The organism is Nocardia sp. NPDC049190, assembly GCF_040648115.1.
Lineage (GTDB): Bacteria > Actinomycetota > Actinomycetes > Mycobacteriales > Mycobacteriaceae > Nocardia.
In genome coordinates this window covers 1-16007 of record NZ_JBEZDE010000047.1, presented here as the reverse complement: position 1 = coordinate 16007, position 16007 = coordinate 1, and the positions used below count along the sequence as shown (strand labels likewise).

14 protein-coding genes and 2 pseudogenes are annotated in these 16007 nt (G+C 64.5%); 7 read left to right on the top strand and 9 right to left on the bottom strand.

The window, feature by feature from the left end; all coding sequences use genetic code 11:
• Window positions 1-59 precede the first annotated feature (59 nt).
• A complete protein-coding gene (locus AB0B25_RS27960; RefSeq protein WP_357185560.1) occupies window positions 60-239 on the top strand; it encodes a helix-turn-helix domain-containing protein in 180 nt (59 codons plus the stop codon).
• Window positions 240-287: 48 nt separating this feature from the next.
• Here AB0B25_RS27960 and AB0B25_RS27955 read toward each other — a convergent pair whose 3' ends face one another.
• Complete coding sequence (locus AB0B25_RS27955) at window positions 288-749, bottom strand: DoxX family protein (protein WP_357185557.1); 462 nt, start codon at window positions 747-749, stop codon at window positions 288-290.
• A 225-nt stretch (window positions 750-974) separates the two neighbouring features.
• Between AB0B25_RS27955 and AB0B25_RS27950 the strand changes: the two genes are divergently transcribed.
• Window positions 975-2237: an APC family permease gene (locus AB0B25_RS27950; protein ID WP_357185515.1), complete on the top strand. Its 1263-nt coding sequence runs from the start codon at window positions 975-977 to the stop codon at window positions 2235-2237.
• A 35-nt stretch (window positions 2238-2272) separates the two neighbouring features.
• Here the strand turns inward: AB0B25_RS27950 and AB0B25_RS27945 are convergent.
• A pseudogene (locus AB0B25_RS27945) lies at window positions 2273-2422 on the bottom strand (PadR family transcriptional regulator); the annotation flags it as partial.
• Between the two features lie 9 nt (window positions 2423-2431).
• Window positions 2432-3163: pseudogene (locus AB0B25_RS27940) on the bottom strand (Tn3 family transposase); the annotation flags it as partial.
• 523 nt (window positions 3164-3686) lie between these two features.
• Here AB0B25_RS27940 and AB0B25_RS27935 point away from each other — a divergent pair.
• Both AB0B25_RS27935 and aztD read left to right on the top strand, forming a co-directional pair.
• On the top strand, window positions 3687-3875 hold the full coding sequence (locus tag AB0B25_RS27935; RefSeq protein WP_357185512.1) for a hypothetical protein: 189 nt from the start codon (window positions 3687-3689) through the stop codon (window positions 3873-3875).
• A gap of 407 nt (window positions 3876-4282) precedes the next feature.
• The gene (gene aztD / locus AB0B25_RS27930; RefSeq protein ID WP_357185509.1) at window positions 4283-5365 is read left to right on the top strand and encodes a zinc metallochaperone AztD; all 1083 of its coding nucleotides are present in this window, start codon (window positions 4283-4285) and stop codon (window positions 5363-5365) included.
• 449 nt (window positions 5366-5814) lie between these two features.
• On the opposite strand, the gene AB0B25_RS27925 is transcribed toward aztD, so the two are convergent.
• Entirely contained in the window at window positions 5815-6390 is a 576-nt protein-coding gene (locus AB0B25_RS27925; protein WP_357185506.1) for a TetR/AcrR family transcriptional regulator, read from the bottom strand.
• 199 nt (window positions 6391-6589) lie between these two features.
• Between AB0B25_RS27925 and AB0B25_RS27920 the strand changes: the two genes are divergently transcribed.
• Together AB0B25_RS27920 and AB0B25_RS27915 are read left to right on the top strand one after the other, a co-directional pair.
• Window positions 6590-7912 carry a lipase family protein gene (locus tag AB0B25_RS27920; RefSeq protein WP_357185503.1) on the top strand — a complete coding sequence of 441 codons (1323 nt, stop codon included), beginning with the start codon at window positions 6590-6592 and terminating at the stop codon, window positions 7910-7912.
• A gap of 370 nt (window positions 7913-8282) precedes the next feature.
• A complete protein-coding gene (locus AB0B25_RS27915) occupies window positions 8283-9503 on the top strand; it encodes an alkane 1-monooxygenase (protein WP_357185500.1) in 1221 nt (406 codons plus the stop codon).
• A 116-nt stretch (window positions 9504-9619) separates the two neighbouring features.
• Here the strand turns inward: AB0B25_RS27915 and AB0B25_RS27910 are convergent, their stop codons facing one another.
• From AB0B25_RS27910 to AB0B25_RS27900, 3 genes are all read right to left on the bottom strand, one after another.
• Complete coding sequence (locus AB0B25_RS27910; protein ID WP_357185497.1) at window positions 9620-10831, bottom strand: flavin-dependent oxidoreductase; 1212 nt, start codon at window positions 10829-10831, stop codon at window positions 9620-9622.
• Entirely contained in the window at window positions 10828-11358 is a 531-nt protein-coding gene (locus AB0B25_RS27905) for a hypothetical protein (protein WP_357185494.1), read from the bottom strand. Before AB0B25_RS27905 ends, AB0B25_RS27910 begins: the two co-directional genes overlap by 4 nt.
• A 271-nt stretch (window positions 11359-11629) precedes the next feature.
• On the bottom strand, window positions 11630-13060 hold the full coding sequence (locus AB0B25_RS27900; protein WP_357185491.1) for a hypothetical protein: 1431 nt from the start codon (window positions 13058-13060) through the stop codon (window positions 11630-11632).
• Window positions 13061-13553: 493 nt separating this feature from the next.
• On the opposite strand from AB0B25_RS27900, the gene AB0B25_RS27895 reads away from it, so the two are divergent.
• Window positions 13554-13895 (top strand): Lsr2 family protein, encoded by a 342-nt coding sequence (locus AB0B25_RS27895; RefSeq protein WP_357185489.1) that lies wholly within the window; start codon window positions 13554-13556, stop codon window positions 13893-13895.
• Between the two features lie 460 nt (window positions 13896-14355).
• On the opposite strand, the gene AB0B25_RS27890 is transcribed toward AB0B25_RS27895, so the two are convergent.
• Both AB0B25_RS27890 and AB0B25_RS27885 read right to left on the bottom strand, forming a co-directional pair.
• Window positions 14356-14937 (bottom strand): TerD family protein, encoded by a 582-nt coding sequence (locus AB0B25_RS27890; protein ID WP_357185486.1) that lies wholly within the window; start codon window positions 14935-14937, stop codon window positions 14356-14358.
• A gap of 415 nt (window positions 14938-15352) precedes the next feature.
• The gene (locus AB0B25_RS27885; RefSeq protein WP_357185483.1) at window positions 15353-15490 is read right to left on the bottom strand and encodes a hypothetical protein; all 138 of its coding nucleotides are present in this window, start codon (window positions 15488-15490) and stop codon (window positions 15353-15355) included.
• Window positions 15491-16007 lie beyond the last annotated feature (517 nt).

The following is a 16007-nucleotide window of genomic DNA, read 5'->3' as shown; positions in this document are numbered from 1 at the left end:
CGCCCTGATGTCCGGACGCACCCGCGACGGGGTGGCCGCAGCCCGAGCCCGCGGACGTACTGCGGCCAGAAACCCGAACTCGGCCCCGGCAGGTCCAGCTGGCCCGGCAGATGTACGACGAAGTCGACGACCACGGCAAGCGCTACACCGTCGGCCCGATCGCCGCCGAGTTCGGCGTCACCCGCCCCACCATCTACCGCTACCTGAACAAAACGACCCCATTGCCGAACCGCACCTAACCACGAACTATGAGAACTTCGTTGGATTTCGGCGATTACTACCGGACCCTATCGGTTCCGGGTGGTACCGCGCGTGAGTTGCATACGCTGAGCGATCACAGCGTCCAGCGACCAGCGGCCGGGCCCGGCCCACAGCAAAAAGATCAGCCCGAGCAGCATTGCGAAATCGGTGCGTGCGTCGTGGGCCATCCCCCAGAAGCCTTGCACACCTCCGAATCCACCGGGGCGCAGCTCGGGTAGCTTGGTCAGCACGATCGCGAGGCTGATGTCGATCAGCAGCGGCACCACCGCCAGCCGGGTCAGCAGACCGATGACGATCAAGGCGCCGCAGGCGATCTCGACGACACCGTCGAGGTTCGCGAAGAAGGTCGGCGCCGGGATCCCGATCTTGTCGAAGCGACCCGGCCCCAACGTGTTCGGGTAACGGAACTTCTGGATCCCCTCGCTGAGGAATACCAGTCCCACCGCCACCCGGATGCAGATCACCGCCGCCGGGCCGTCGGAGCCCAGCGTCCGCGACCACCGCCGCGTTCCCACCATCGGCACTCGCCTCCCGATATCGTCACCCGATACGGCACGCCCGATCCTACCGGCGCCCGCGCCTGCACGACGGACCCGCGGCGCGCCATGCCCAGGAGGCCGGAGGGCGAACTCCTGTTCACCGAGTCGGTATCGGATCCCGATATCGAATATCGTGGCCGGTGTTCGGTCCCCGCCAGTCAGGAGTGTTGCGTCATGTCGTCCAGCCATCCCGAGCCCTGGTTGCCACGGCGACTCGGTGTCGGTGACGCGGTGGTGATCGGACTGGGATCGATGATCGGGGCGGGCATTTTCGCCGCCCTCGCCCCCGCCGCGGCGGCGGCGGGGTCCGGGCTGCTGATCGGACTGGCGGTCGCGGCAATGGTCGCCTACTGCAACGCCACCTCCTCCGCCCGCTTGGCGGCGCGCTATCCGACCTCCGGCGGCACGTACGTCTACGGGCGTGAACGCCTGGGTGAGTTCTGGGGGTATCTGGCCGGGTGGACCTTTGTGGTGGGCAAGACCGCCTCGTGCGCGGCCATGGCCTTGACCGTCGGCACCTACGCGTGGCCGGGGCATGCCCATGCGGTCGCGGTCGCCGCGGTGGTTGCTCTGACCGCGGTCAATTATCGCGGGGTGCAGAAATCGGCGCTGGCGACCCGGATCATCGTCGCGGTCGTGCTCGCGGTGCTGGCCGCCGTCGTGGTCGCTGCATTCACCGCCTCCACGGCGGAGGCGGGCCATCTCGGGATCGGGTCCGACACCTCGGTCCGTGGGGTGCTGCAGGCAGCCGGATTGCTGTTTTTCGCTTTCGCCGGATACGCCCGCATCGCCACCCTCGGCGAAGAAGTACACGATCCTGCCCGGACGATCCCCCGCGCGATCCCGGTCGCATTGGGTATCACGCTGGTCGTGTACGCCACCGTCTCCGTCGCTGCCCTCGTTGTGCTCGGCCCGCACGAATTGAGTTCTGCCACAGCGCCATTGGCTGACACTGTGCGCGCGGCCGGGGTGTCGGCCCTTGTGCCGGTGGTGCGGGTCGGTGCGGCGGTCGCGGCCCTCGGATCTTTACTGGCGCTGGTCCTGGGTGTCTCGCGCACCACCTTGGCCATGGCGCGTGACCGGCATCTGCCGCGCGCGGTCGCGGCGGTCCATCCCCGCTTCGGGGTGCCCCACCGCGCGGAAGTGGCCGTCGGCGCGGTCGTGGCGGCACTTGCTGCCGTCGTCGACGTGCGCGGCGCAATCGGGTTCTCCTCCTTCGGTGTGCTGACCTACTACGCCATCGCGAACGCCTCGGCGTGGACCCTGACCCCCGGTGAACGCCGCCCGCAGCGCGTAATTCCCGTTCTCGGTCTGGCCGGTTGCGTAATCCTGGCCTTCGCCCTCCCCGTCACTTCGGTCCTGTCCGGCACCGCGGTCCTCGCCGCCGGCGCGCTGGTCTACTTCCTGCGCCGACGACTCGCCCCGGCGCCGCAGTGAGTGCGGCGCCCGCCTGAGCCATCGAGAGTGGCAGTTCAGGCGATGTGCTCGCCGAGCACCTCACGCGCCAACGCTTTCCGGTCGGTGGCCAATGCTGCCAGCCCGTTCGGAGTCGCTCGATACACCCGCCGCACCCGGCCGTCCACCACCCGTTGCTCCGAGGTCAACAGCCCATCGGCCTCGAGCACCGCCAGATCCTCCGTGGTGATCTCCCAACCCTCGGCGATCAGCTCCCGGACCACGCCCATCATGTCCACGGTGGTGTGGAAGATGACCGCGTTGGTCAACAACGTCGAGAACTTGACGATCTTCTCCTGCTCGTCGGGGTCGTTGTCGGCGATCACCCCATGGTTGCCGAACCGGCACCAGGAGCAGAACCGGTTGTAGGACTCGACCTTGTTGGTCGCCGCCGTGGTCCGCCTCCGCAGTTTCGGATCCGACGAGAACCGCAGCATCGCGACGGTACGGATGACGCGGCCGATCTCGCGGAACGCCTTGTAGTAGTTGTTGCGCCGCGAGTAGGTCGACAACCGGCGCAGCAGCATCGCCGAGGAAATCTTGCCCTCCTTGATCGACAGCACGACCCGCATCACGTCGTCGAAGTGGCGTTCGATCAGCTCCCAGTCGATGACGTTGCGGCCCGGCTCGCCGAACAGGGCGTCGATATGCCGGTTGCGGCTGGTCTCGGTCGTCCGGTAGAAGTTCAGTTCTTTCCAGTTGCGGATGCGGGGCATCAGGTCGAACCCGAACACGTGCGCGAGCGCATACACCGGCAGCGCTTGGCCTTGCGTATCGGCGTGTACTTTCGTCGGCTTCAGTCTGGACTGCTGGTCGAGCAGACCTTGGATGATGTGCACCGCCTCCCACACTCCGACCAGGATGAATGTCGAGAACAGCGTCTGATGCTGCGAACTGCCGGTCTCCATCGCCGTCCGCACCTCGGCGGACCATTCCTCGAACCGCTGTGGCCGCCCCTCGACAGGGTCACGATCGCACAGGTCATCGGTGTAGCGCACCAACGCCGCTGCCGCAAACCATGTGAGGCAGCTCCCCGGCGGAATCAACCCGCGCAGCGGTACCCAGGAGGAGAAATCTCTGCGCCGAAAATATTGTGCTGCCGCCGAACAGTCGGCACGCACGCACCGTACGGTCCAACACCCCCGGCGCATCCAGGCAACGTCGCCACGAACAGCCCCAGATCCACAGTCACACAGGGGATTCCGAAACTATCCTCGGTCCCGCCGCTGTGTCCGTATCTGCACTCCGCCGGTCTGCTGAATCTGTCCTGCACCTGCTCGACTCGTATTTGCAGGGGACTCGTATCGACCTGGACTTCCCTGGATTCGCTCAGGAAGCCTGACTATCGGCGTTACGTCGAAACGGTTGTCCTGCCGTCTTTCTTGGTCGCCGTCGAAATTGCGCCGGGCCTGGCCGCGGACCCGGAACTTCATGCCCTTCGCCCGCTTGCTCGCCGACGGGTCGCAGCGCACGTCTTCCTCACCGACGTGTTCGAGGACGGACCTGCACGACGGGCGGCTGTGCCTGCCGGTCTGCGACCTCGACCGCTACGGCGTGACGCGGGCGGATCTGGAGCAGGGCTTGGACACTCCCGGAGTACGAGCGTTGCTATCGCATTGAAGCTGTCATCGAAAATGGGAGCCGGTTGAAGGCCCACTGCCGGTTGCGGTCCTCCTTGGAGACCAGCCCCGGCGGCACCCTCGCACCGGACCTCCTCCCTCGCGCTCCGCTTCCTACGCCGCCACACCGACGGTTCCGCTGGTACGCGACCCAGCCCGAGCCGCGTACCCATATAATGATAACCATTTCCATTATGAGATATGGTTCATCGACCGGTTCGGCTCGTTCAAGTGGCGCTCGCAACGAGCGATGAGGGCGGTTTGCGCGTCTCCCGACCCGCCGCGCCGGACACGTGATACACCGCACGAGAAAGTAGACAACGCATGCGTATTCGTTCGCGAGCTACCAAAGCGGTAGCTGTCTCCGGGCTGGTAATAGTAGCCATGACTACTGGATGTGGCGCACACATGGACAGTGATGCCCGCCAAGCACACCCGCCAGGGTCATCGCCGATCGCGGTCAGCTACGACGGCGGCATCTACATCCTGTACTCAATGTCGTTACGGCAGACCGGTGAGGTCGCGATCGCGGGCCTCGACGAACTCAGCCCCGCAGGCGACGACCGCCACCTCATCGTGTCGACGCAGGACCGATTTCGAATCCTGGACGCCCTGGACGCCGAGTTCACCGATATCGACTTCTCAGCGGCGGAGCCCGGCCACGTTGTACCGCACGCTGGTCGCACCACACTGTTCGCAGACGGTTCCGGTGAGGTCATCACCTTCGATCCGACCACGCTCGGCAGCGGGAAGCCGGATACCGCGGTCTATCGGGCTGCCGCAGCCCACCACGGAGCGGCGATCGAACTGACCAACGGCGAACTGGTCGTCACTCTCGGCGCCGAGGAGAAGCGGATCGGTGTGACGGTACTGGACAAGGACCGCAAGGAAATCGCGCGGAACGAGGATTGTCCCGGTGCGCACGGTTCGGCAACCGCCGAGAACGAAACCGTCGTGGTCGGATGCCAGAACGGGGCCCTCGTCTACCACAACCGTGTACTGCGCAAGGTGCCCGGTCCGACCCCGTACGGCCGCATCGGCAACCTGGTCGGCAGTGACAACTCCGCGATCGTACTCGGTGACTTCAAGTACGGCGAGCAGGCCGAACTCGCAGGGTCGCAACAGGTCTCGCTGATCGACACCGCCGTGGGCAACATGCGTCTGGTCGACATCGGCACCAATTACACGTTTCGCTCGCTGGCCCGTGGCCCTGCGGCGGAGGCTCTGGTGCTCGGCACCGACGGTCGAATCCATGTGCTCGACCCGGTCGCGGGCACGGTTTCCCGCACCATCCCCGTCATCGATGCATGGCAGGAACCCCAGCACTGGCAGCAGCCGCGGCCCGCGCTGTTTGTCCGCGGCGATATGGCCTACGTGACCGACCCTGCCATGAAGATGGTGCACCGAATCGACTTGGCTGCAGGTATGGTCGCGGCGACTGCAACGCTACCAGCTGCCCCCAACGAACTCAGCGGGGTCGTCCCTCGCTAACTGACGAGCCGCTGCGGATGCGCGGACCTCCCCCGCATCTGTCGACACCCCTCGGTCACACCGGTCATCGACATTGCCCTATCCGCCGACCGGCCCATCAGCGGCTTCCCGATGTGCCCATTCGTTGGGACTGAAAACGCACTCGTCCCAGTGCCGACGAATCAGACTATCCGTCGTCGACGTCGTTGTCGCACGGCACGTCGTCGGTATGAACGACCACCTCCACTCGAGCGAAGATGCTCGTCGACCGCGGTGATTCAATAGGTGTTTGCATCGAATGAATCCGTACCATTCGCTTTCTCTGCCCGATGCGATGCAAAGACGCAATTCTTTTGCAGGCAGCCCTGTTTCGCATACGCTCCGAGCACCGGCGAGTGAGACTCGACTGCCATCTACTGATCTGTCCAGCAGCGGCTGTATCCGGCGCGACCGCCGCGCACCGCGACCATTCATGCTTCGGAAAGCGGGAATCCGCCGGTCGCGTCGGTCTTTTGAGAAAGTCCTGCGATGGCACGGAGGGCGGGAATCATTCCTGCCACCGGGATCCCCGGATCCATCGTTCGGAACATACCCAACCCGACACCGAGCGCGAGCATAGCGACGGCTGCTTCCGCCGGTGGGATCTGGGTATCGAACTCGTCGGTCGCCCGCAGCGCGGTACCGATCATGTCGACGATGGCGTTGAGCCTGGTCGCGAGCTCGACGCGGAGGTGGTCGTTGCGCCGCGCCTGGACGCCGAACTCCAGTTCCAACTGGGTCCAGTTCGGATCGCCGATGACATGTTCGGACCATGCGGCGATCCGTTGCAGGCGGTCGGCGGTCGTCGGCGTGGCGATGATGTCGGCGACCTCGGCCACCCGTTCGCCACGAATCTCGTCGAGCACGGCCAGACACAGGCCGTCTTTGGTGCGGAAATTCGAATACATCGCCCCCTTGGTGAACCCGGCGGCCGCGGCGACCTTATCGATGGTTGTGGCCTGATATCCGTCCGCCAAGAACAGCCGCTTGGCGGTGGTAATCAGCACGGCGCGCGTCTGTGACTGGCTCTGGGCTCGGGTGGGTCGAGCCGAATGCGCGGATCGTAACCCTCGCCGATTCTCATACGGATTCACAGACACGCCGATTCTCATCCTGATTCGCAGACAACCGATACTTCTTACAGATACTCTCAGTATCCGATTGTAGATTCCGGCGGTATCCCAAATCGCAAGGAAGGATCGAATCGTGAGGAGCCGAATAGGCAGATTGGCCGCAGCTTTGACCGGAACCCTCCTCGTGGTCGGAGGCGGGGCGATCTCCGCACCATACGCATGGACGCAGCCGGCCGCGGATGCCGTGGATGCCGCAGGGGATTTCTACATACCGCCGGCAGCGCTGCCGGGAGGACCGGGCACTATCGTCCGCGCCGAACCGTCACACCTTGCACTGTCGGTCCCAGGAATGGGCGGAACGATCCCGGCGACGGCGACGCGCATGATGTACGTCAGCAGCGACACGCACGACTCGCCGACCGCGACGGTAGGAACATATCTCGAACCGGCCGCGCCGTGGACCGGCCCTGGCGAGCGACCGCTGATCGCGTACGCGGTCGGGACGAAGGGGCAAGGCGATAACTGCGCGCCCTCGAAGCTGCTGTCGCAGTTCGTCCACTATCAGCCACCGTTCGATGTCATCGTCGAATACGATGTGCTGGCGCTGTATACGTTGCTCGCCGCCGGCATGGCGGTGGCGGTGACCGATTACCACGGCCTCGGTACACCCGACGTACACGACTACCTCAACCGGAAGTCCCAAGCCCACGCGGTGCTGGACGCCGCACGGGCCGCGCTTCGGTTGCCCGGCACCAGCCTCAACCCCCGTACGCCGGTCATTCTCTATGGCTACTCCCAGGGCGGCATGGCCTCTGCCGGCGCGGCCGAGCTGCAACCGAGCTACGCCCCCGATCTGAACGTCCGCGGCGCCTACATCGGCGGGCCAGTAGTGGACGACGAGTACTTCATCGGGTACAACGACGGCCGAGCCTCGTCCGCGCCCGCCATCGCCTGGATCCTCAACGGCATCGCCGCCGATTATCCCGAGACCCGCCCGGTGCTCGACGCGGAACTCAATGACACGGGTAAAGCGATCCTGCGCGAGTCTCAGGACAAATGCGCAGTCCCGGTCGGACTGGCCCAGCAATATCAGAACACGTCCCAGTGGACCACCAGTGGACAACCTCTGACCGCCGTGATCGATCAATCACCTGCGTTGCGGGCGGCTTTCAACCAGCAGCGGATCGGCACTCTCACACCCGCGGTGCCCGTCCTCGTCTCTTCGGCCATGAACGACGAGGGAGCGCCGTTCCCGCCCATCCGCGACGTGGCCGCCGGGTGGTGCGGTAGTGGTGTGCCCGTTCAGCTGGAATCGAACGCCCAGATTCCCAGCCTCTCCGGAATCGCGATCACCCACGTGTTGGCCTTCTTCCCGTCACTGGCAGCCTCGCGGCAGTGGCTGACCGATCGGCTCACGGACACTCCCGCCCCATCCAACTGCGCGGCGTTGCCGTAACTTCGGACACGCAGCCGATTTCGACACCGTCAGTATCCCGATCGGATCGCACGATGCCGGCCGCGGTTCGGCCCCGAGGTCGAACCGCGGCACCGGCCGACCCGATCGAGGAGATCGCGGTGCCTCGCGATGCGATGCCGCCGAGTTCGTCCAATGTTCCGCCGGATGCCTCGGCGGCTCCGGGATATCCGAGGCGACCGATCATCGACGAGCGATACCAGCGGAGACGCCGCCTGGTCAGGCGGTGGTTTTGTCAGATTGCTGGCTTGCAGCATAGAAGCAGCTATTCTAGAGCTACAAGTTCAGCGCAACCGATTTCGGCGGCCACGCTCTCGATTGGGTGTGGTTCTGTTGAACGAGCGAGACGCCTATGACGATCTTCAAGCACACGCAAGCTCGCGATCCCAAGCGCTACCTCTGGATTCTCGGTTTGATCGCCCCTGGTTGCTCACTGGTTCCCTCGCAGCTGGTGGCTCATACCGGACTGGAAGTGTTTTGGTGGATCGGTCCGATCATCGTGCTGGTCGCGATCCCGCTGCTGGACTGGGCGGTGGGAGATGACGGGAGCAATCCGCGCGACGAGGACTACGAAGCGCTGTCAAACGATCGCTACTACCGCTGGTGCACCTATCTGTTCCTGCCGATCCAGTTCATCGGCCTGCTCATCGCAGGCTATCTCTGGTCCAGAGCGGAACTGAGCCTGGCCGACAAGCTGGGACTGGCCGTGACCCTGGGGTTCGTGTCGGGCATCGGCATCAACGCTGCCCACGAACTCGGGCATCGAGCCGAGCACCTCGAACGCTGGCTGGCGAAAGTCGCACTGGCGCAGTCCGGATACGGGCATTTCTTCGTCGAGCACAACCGAGGCCATCATGTGCGCGTCGCCACGCCCGAAGACCCGGCCAGTGCACGGTTCGGCGAGTCTTTGTGGGCGTTCCTGCCACGCACCATGTTCGGCGGTTTTCGCTCGGCGCTGAAGTTGGAACGCGAGCGGCTTGCGCGTGAGGGAAAGCGCTGGTTCAGCCGGGACAACCATCTCCTGCAAGCATGGTCTATGAGCGTCGCGTTGTTCGGCACGATGATCCTGCTGTTCGGGCCGGTCGTCATCCCCTTCCTGGCGCTGCAGGCACTGATCGGCGCGGGGCTGCTGGAGACGGTGAACTATGTCGAGCACTACGGGCTGCTTCGCCCGCGCCGCGTAGACGGCCGTTACGCACGGTGCTCGCCGCGCGACAGCTGGAACAGCGACCGTCTGGTCACGAACTTGTTCCTGTTCCATCTGCAACGCCACAGCGACCACCACGCGAATCCCGGCCGTCGTTACCAAACCCTGCGCAGCTCTGATCTGGCACCTCAGCTACCAGCTGGCTATGCAACCATGGTTGTGCTGGCTGCGGTGCCTCCGCTCTGGAGAGCGGTCATGGATCATCGGGTGCTCGCCCACTACGGTGGCAACATCATGCTCCTCAATACCAAACCTCGAGGCCGCCGGCAGTGGTTGTTTCGCCGCTCGCAGGATGCACCACTTTCGGGTCGAGACGCGAACTCCTTCCCCAAACCGAGCAGGCTCCGGGTGAAACCGCGCGTGTGAGTTCCCGGCAGTGACATCGAGCCGCGTGCGATGCGGCCACCAGGCCCGGTGATGTTCCGGGAGATCGACCGATCCCCGCACCGGAATCCGGACCCGCGTCCGGCGGCTGGGGCGTTCTACCTGCTGGTGTGTCGGTATGCCGTGCCGATCGCGTCGATCTCGCGCGCGGTCAACACCTCTTCGATCCGGTCGAAGCCGTGGGGAGCGCGGTCGGCCACCAACCGGAGAACGCGGTCCATCGGCATGTCTCGGTTGGCGAGCACGGTGGCGTTCACCGCGTCGCGTCGCGCGGCCTCGTAGGCGTCGAGTGCCACAGACGGATCGCTTGTCGCGGCCAATTCACGTGCCAAGACACCGGCGTCGATAATGGCTTGCGAACCGCCGTTGGAGCCGATCGGGTACATCGGGTGCGCAGCGTCGCCGAGCAGCGTGATCCGGTTGTCGGTCCAGCGCGACAACGGGTTTCGATCGACCATGGGGTATTCGAGAATGTTCTCGCTCGCCGCCATGAGCTCGCCCACGTCCAAGCCGTCGAACTGCCATCCCACGTAGTGCGGCAATACGTCCTCGAGTCGGCCGGCGCGATTCCAGTCCGGGGCCTGCTCGTTCGTGTCCGAAACCTTCACCTCGGCAACCCAATTGATGAGCGCGCGCCCATGTCGACGCGCGGCGGCGGAAATGGGGTAAGCGACGAACTTCGCCGCATGGTTACTCCCCGCGATCACCATGGACGCACCTGATAGAAAGGGCCGAGCGTCGGTTACTCCCCGCCACATTCGTATGCCGTTCCAGAGCGGCGCCCCCTCGCCCGGTCGTATGCGCTTGCGCACCACGGAATGTAGTCCGTCGGCGCCGACCACGGCGTCGACGACCATCTCGACGACCACGTCACGGATTCGGTCGTGGATCCGAACACGTACGCCATCGACGTTTTGAGTCGCGCTCTCGAACCGCATGCCGGTCCGCACCGCGCTTGGGCCGAGACGATCGCATACCGCGTCCAACAGCAACATCTGGAACTCACCGCGATGCACGGAATACTGCGGCCACCGGTGTCCTGCGGCCAATCCGCGTGGCTCACGCCAGATCTCACTGCCGAAGCGATCGAGATGCACGCACTCTATCGTCGGGATGGCAATGTCGGCCAGATTCTCGTACAGGCCGAGTTTCGCAAGTTCGCCAGTGGCGTGCGGCAGTAGGTTGATGCCTACACCGAGTGGACGCAACTCGGTGACAGTGTCGATCACGATGACTTGGATCCCGACGGCATGCAGGCTCAATGCCGTCGTGAGTCCCCCGATTCCAGCGCCGACGATCAGGACCTTCATCCGCGGATCCGGTCCGGCACATGCATAGGGTTGAACCGCTCCCGAATATGTGCCACCACAGTCGATTCCTGGTCCAGCAAGATGTACTCCTTGTAGACGCAACGAGCGCCATTGGATTCGGTCAGCGGCCAGATGGTCCACCCGGTGGCCAACACGGTGCGGCCGAGTCGGCGGCCCGCGGCGGCAAGCCCGTGCCCGATCGGGATTCGACCGTGCGTCAGGATGCCGGTGAGCTCCTGATCTCGAGACACAACGGTGACGTCGTTGTGAGACACCGCAATTCCGTCGGCCGTTCGAAGAATTGATCGCCGCCGGATGACTTTGTCGCCGGGTGCGCAGCCGAGCACGGAGCGCACCCCGGAGGACAGCTCGTCGGCACCGGCGGTCCGTTGGTCGACCAGATCGAGCGACAGCGGCTCGTCCAGTATGGCTTCCAACAACAGTGTCGTGGATCCGTCCGCGCGCAAGAGCATACGGGTGACGGGCGGCAGCGCCAATCCACCTGTGCCAGTGAATCTTTCCGTCACTCCGAAAAGAGTACTGTTCACCTCACAAATATGCAGTGCGAGACCGGGTACACACATCGAAGGATGACTAGAGTCACAGGACATCGCGCGCAGCGATAGCACGTGACGAGGGGCATCGACGGTCCGTTCTGTGGTGAGATCGTCGGTGGTCGCGGGATACGGACGGTGCGACTGGCGGGTACCCTCACCTGGGCGTCGATATCAATCAGCCGTCGGACCACAGGTTCGGTTCGGGACCGTCACCCGCCCGCCGACCCGCACCGCAGACCCGTCAAGCCGACAAGTTCGGCGAATCGGCGCGCGCCATTTTCACCAACATGCCGTGCAGTACTTTTGCCAGCTCGCCAGCGCGATCCCCAGCTAGTTCCACTTCGGTGAACGCCTGAACCAACGCTTGGCGGGGCTCCAGCAGTCCATGGTCGACGCGTCCGCCAGCCCGAAGGGACTCGGCCATCAGCGCTCGCCAGGCTTCTTGCCGCGCCCGGAAGCCGCCTGCGATGTCGAGCGCGCCGGCGAATTCGCGAGCAATCGCCGTCTGCACCGACCGATCGGCGGCCTGGTGCCGGCGCCGTCTCCCCCGCTTCTTCTGACGGATCCCCTCTGGTGGGACCGCGTCTGTCAATGCGGCTGTGTCGAGGACGATCCACAACGCCGGTGCGTCCGACCGCCCGGCTTCTGCCCGGCGGTCTCGCACCGAGTGGGTGGACGCGCCCTCGGACCGGCCGGTGATCTCGATGCCGCGCAGTGGGATCGGGTACTTGGCGAGCAGGTCATCGAGAGCAGCGGCTATCTCGTGAATGGTGGGGACGCCGACACCCGAGGTATCGAATCCGATGACCTCCAGGCCGTGTCGAGTCGCCAATTCGCGTGTGATTCGGGCGATCTCGGAACCGGGGCCGATGTCGGTCTGCAGCCGGACAGTCGCCGCGTCCGGTGAACCAGAGACACCTTGCTGGTGCGGAACTTCCAACACCGGCGGACCGATCACAGCCTCCCGCTGCGGAACTTCCGGCACCGACTGACCGAATGCGGCCTGCTGAGGAACCGCCGACACCGGCGGACCGAATACGGGCTGCTGCTGAGGAACTTCCGATACGGGCGGACCGAATACGGCCTGCTGAGCAACCACCGACTCCGGCGGGCTGAACACAGCCGGCTGCACAACCTCCGACACCGGCGCACCGAACACGGCCTGCTGAGCAACCACCGACTCCGGCGGGCTGAACACAGCCGGCTGCACAACCTCCGACACCGGCGCACCGAACACGGCCTGCTGGGGAAGAACCGCCGATACCGGCGGACCGAATACAGCCCGCTGCCGGTAGGGCGATGAAAGCACCGTGGTCGGAACGGTTGCCGGCGACGGGGCCGCCGATACCCGAACCGGACGGTCGGGCGGCGGTGCGCACTGCACAGTGCGACGCTTCGACCACGGTGTTGCCGCGGGCTTTCGAGACCACGGGGTAGGCCGTGGCGCGCGGCCGATGACGATGCGTCGTACTGGATCGCTCGCCGTGGTCGCTCGCGCCGGAATCGGCCTCTCGGCGTGCCGCTCGCGACGGACGCTCCCCGAAGACTCTTCGGCTGAGGCGATGGCAGCCTTCAGCGTGGTGACCGCTCGGGATGCCTCGGCGATGAGTCGTTCCAGCGTCGATATCATCGCGCGTAGTTCGCCCGGATCGACCCGCGGCGGCTGACTCACCGATGTCTCCTGCATGTCGTTACGGCGGTCCGGTCTTGCCGAGTGCGCTGGCCTACGCCAACACAGTGCTCTCGTGAGTATGCGAGAACAGAGCGTGCTCGGGGTTGATTTTCACCCAAATACACGGAACCTCCCTGGAATGGGAAGACTCATTGAGGGCGGTTCGCCACCGCCGCAGGCGCTGCCGGTGACATCCAGCGGGTGCGGTGACCGACCACCCGAAAGAAGAGGAGATCTATCACACTTTTCGGAGATCTTCCCCAAGATGTGGGAATGGCCATTCCCGCCATACGGACCGAGCGGCCCGAGATGCCTGATAGCGGAATCCGAGCACGGTAACGACGGCACGGCACGAATATGACGGCAGCGAGCGCGTGAGCGATGACCCGGTCGCCGGTCTCGCCGGACCCGCCGATGATCAGCGGGATCGATAGACAGGGTTAGGCTTAGCCGTTCACACCTGTGTCCCCTTGTTTTGGAAAGGAATGAATTCATGGCACGCAAGGTCGTTGTCGAGATGGTGGATGACTACGATGGCCAGTCCCCTGCAGAGGAAACGGTGACCTTCGCATTGGACGGCGTCGCCTACGAGATCGACCTGTCCGTCCTCAACGCCAACAACCTGCGCGGCGTTTTCGAGCACTGGACGCCGCATGCCCGCAGGATCGGGCGCGCATCGCGCGGAAAAGGCGGTAAGGGCCGTTCGGCAAACAGTAAGGAGCAGACCGCGGCTATCCGGGATTGGGCACGCGGGAAAGGAATCGAGGTATCCAGCCGCGGACGAATCGCCGCCGAGGTGGTCCAGCAGTACAACCAAGAGTCCAGCGCGTCGTAACTTTACGGCGGGCGGGCGGGCAATCGAAGAAGTGTATCGCGGATTCGAGCTGCACTCGCGCCTGGTTTCGCTTGGCAGCCGCGCTATCCGACTCAGTTCGATGGAATCTTCTCATTCGCCGTAGGTGTGGCGAGGATCGCCTCCTTCGCCCCACACGCTCTCGGTCCCGCGACCTCCTGTCCGCGGGCCGTACGCGTTTCGCCAGACCGACCGTCGGTCGCCGATCCGGGCGGGTGTCGCGGTTTCGGCCGGTCCGGTCGACCCCCGCGGTGATCGAACCTGGCGCAAGGCGCCGAGGCGTTGGATGGCAGGTGCTGGCGACGCAGAGTTCAGCCGATTCTTCGAACGTCATCGGCGACAACCTGTTCGCGTTTCCGGTGTGAGCTGAGCGAAGCCCCGCGGGAATGGACCGAGGATCCTCGCCCGCGGGACCGAGCAACTGCGCCGCAGAAGGATCGCGCTATTGGATGGCGAAGCGCAGTAGCGCCTGTTTGTCGCCCTGCTTGATCTTTCCCTTGCGGTCCAGGACTTCCAGTTGCCATTGACTTCCGTTGCGAAAAGCCCGTGCAATGGCATTGGCATTCTCCGTGCCGAGCAGCGAAGGCCAGATGTCGGCAACCTGCTGGCTACTGCCTCCCGTGGCGTCGTAGATCTTGAACGAGATATTGTTCGCTTTCTCGAAGGAGCTGCCCTTCTTGAAGGCTGCGGCGACAAAGACGATCGCGTCGATCGCCGGGGGCACCTCGGCGAACGTGACATGCACCGTCTCGTCGTCGCCGACGGCCGCACCGGTCTGCTCGTCGCCACTGTGCAGGACGGAGCCGTTGCTCAACGGATCCAATGAGTCCAGGCCCGCGAAGCGCACCGGCTCACTGCCCTGCATCAGAATCGCGATCAGATCCAGGTCGACGCCACGCTTGCGACGCGCCCAGCCCAACGCTCCCCCGCTCGCGCCGGCGGACGGATCCCAACTCACCCCCACACTCAACTTGGTGATGCCGCCGAGATCCGCGGCGCCGTCTTCTTTCCTGAGCGTAATCACGGATTCAGGCTACCCACGAATTCGTAATACCATGCAGCACAACTTCATTGAGCAGAGCACGGGGCGCGGATCGCCGACATCGCACGTGGTGTCGGCGGCCGGAGGCCCCGGGGCAGCGAGAGTCCACGAGTCCGAGGTAGGTCCGGGCGTTTCGAAGAAGAATATGATGCCGGGCCGTCTCGGTGAGGAAGTCGGCGTTGCGAACCAGCGGCGCTGCGGGACGCTTCGTCAACGGGTACGGGTAATCGCCGCCGACCATGACCTGCTTTGATCCCATGGTGCCCATCAGAAGCCGCAATGCCGGGGTCGAAACTACGGAATCGACACTGAATCGGTCGACATACCGTGACGGCGGAAGCGCCGATGTGGCGATGATATCGCTACGTTCGTGCCTGGCGCTTTCGAGGCACCCGAGCTAGTAGGCGAACGAACCGCCGCCATGTGCGAAAGCGATCCGCAGTTCGCGTCCGACACGGTCGAAAACGCCGCCGAGAATCATCGACAGGATCGACGGATGTGTCTCGGCGGGCATCCCCGTGAGCCACCGTGCCATCCAGCGGTCCAGCCGAGGTGAGGCCGGCATATCCACGGATGGACGAACACCGGTATGTCGCGGTGCAGGCAGTGCTGGAGAAAGGTGATCAATCCTTCATCACGCGGCGAAAATCGGCGACAGATATCACGCACCTGTAGCTCCACCTCGCGCACGAGGGTGCCGCAGACTGTGGCAGTACCACGGGAACTTTTCGAGTCTCCCCTCCGCACGGATGCGTTCGATGACCATGCCCCAACACGAGCGCCGACACCGGCGACCATGACAACGATCGATCCATATCCTCTCCGATATCGCCCAGAAATTTCAGCGACATGCCATCCCGGTTATCTCACGTGACAAAGATCGCATTGGTGTGCGAGAGCGGCGCGGGCACCATCAGTGGAACGCCAGTTGGACAGATCGAGATGACTGCGTTCGAAGTGAGCGGTCCCCGATGACGAGACCACCCGGAAATAGAGCCGGGTGATTTCGTTCCGTGTTCAGTTGGTTCCGCAGGCCATCGGATGATGGGTGT

Coding starts and splice junctions, on each gene's coding strand:
- AB0B25_RS27950 (WP_357185515.1), top strand. CDS start 975: ATGTCGTCCAGCCATCCCGAGCCCTGGTTGCCACGGCGACTCGGTGTC.
- AB0B25_RS27935 (WP_357185512.1), top strand. CDS start 3,687: ATGCCCTTCGCCCGCTTGCTCGCCGACGGGTCGCAGCGCACGTCTTCC.
- aztD (WP_357185509.1), top strand. CDS start 4,283: ATGGACAGTGATGCCCGCCAAGCACACCCGCCAGGGTCATCGCCGATC.
- AB0B25_RS27915 (WP_357185500.1), top strand. CDS start 8,283: ATGACGATCTTCAAGCACACGCAAGCTCGCGATCCCAAGCGCTACCTC.
- AB0B25_RS27910 (WP_357185497.1), bottom strand. CDS start 10,831: ATGAAGGTCCTGATCGTCGGCGCTGGAATCGGGGGACTCACGACGGCA.
- AB0B25_RS27895 (WP_357185489.1), top strand. CDS start 13,554: ATGGCACGCAAGGTCGTTGTCGAGATGGTGGATGACTACGATGGCCAG.
- AB0B25_RS27885 (WP_357185483.1), bottom strand. CDS start 15,490: ATGGCACGGTGGCTCACGGGGATGCCCGCCGAGACACATCCGTCGATC.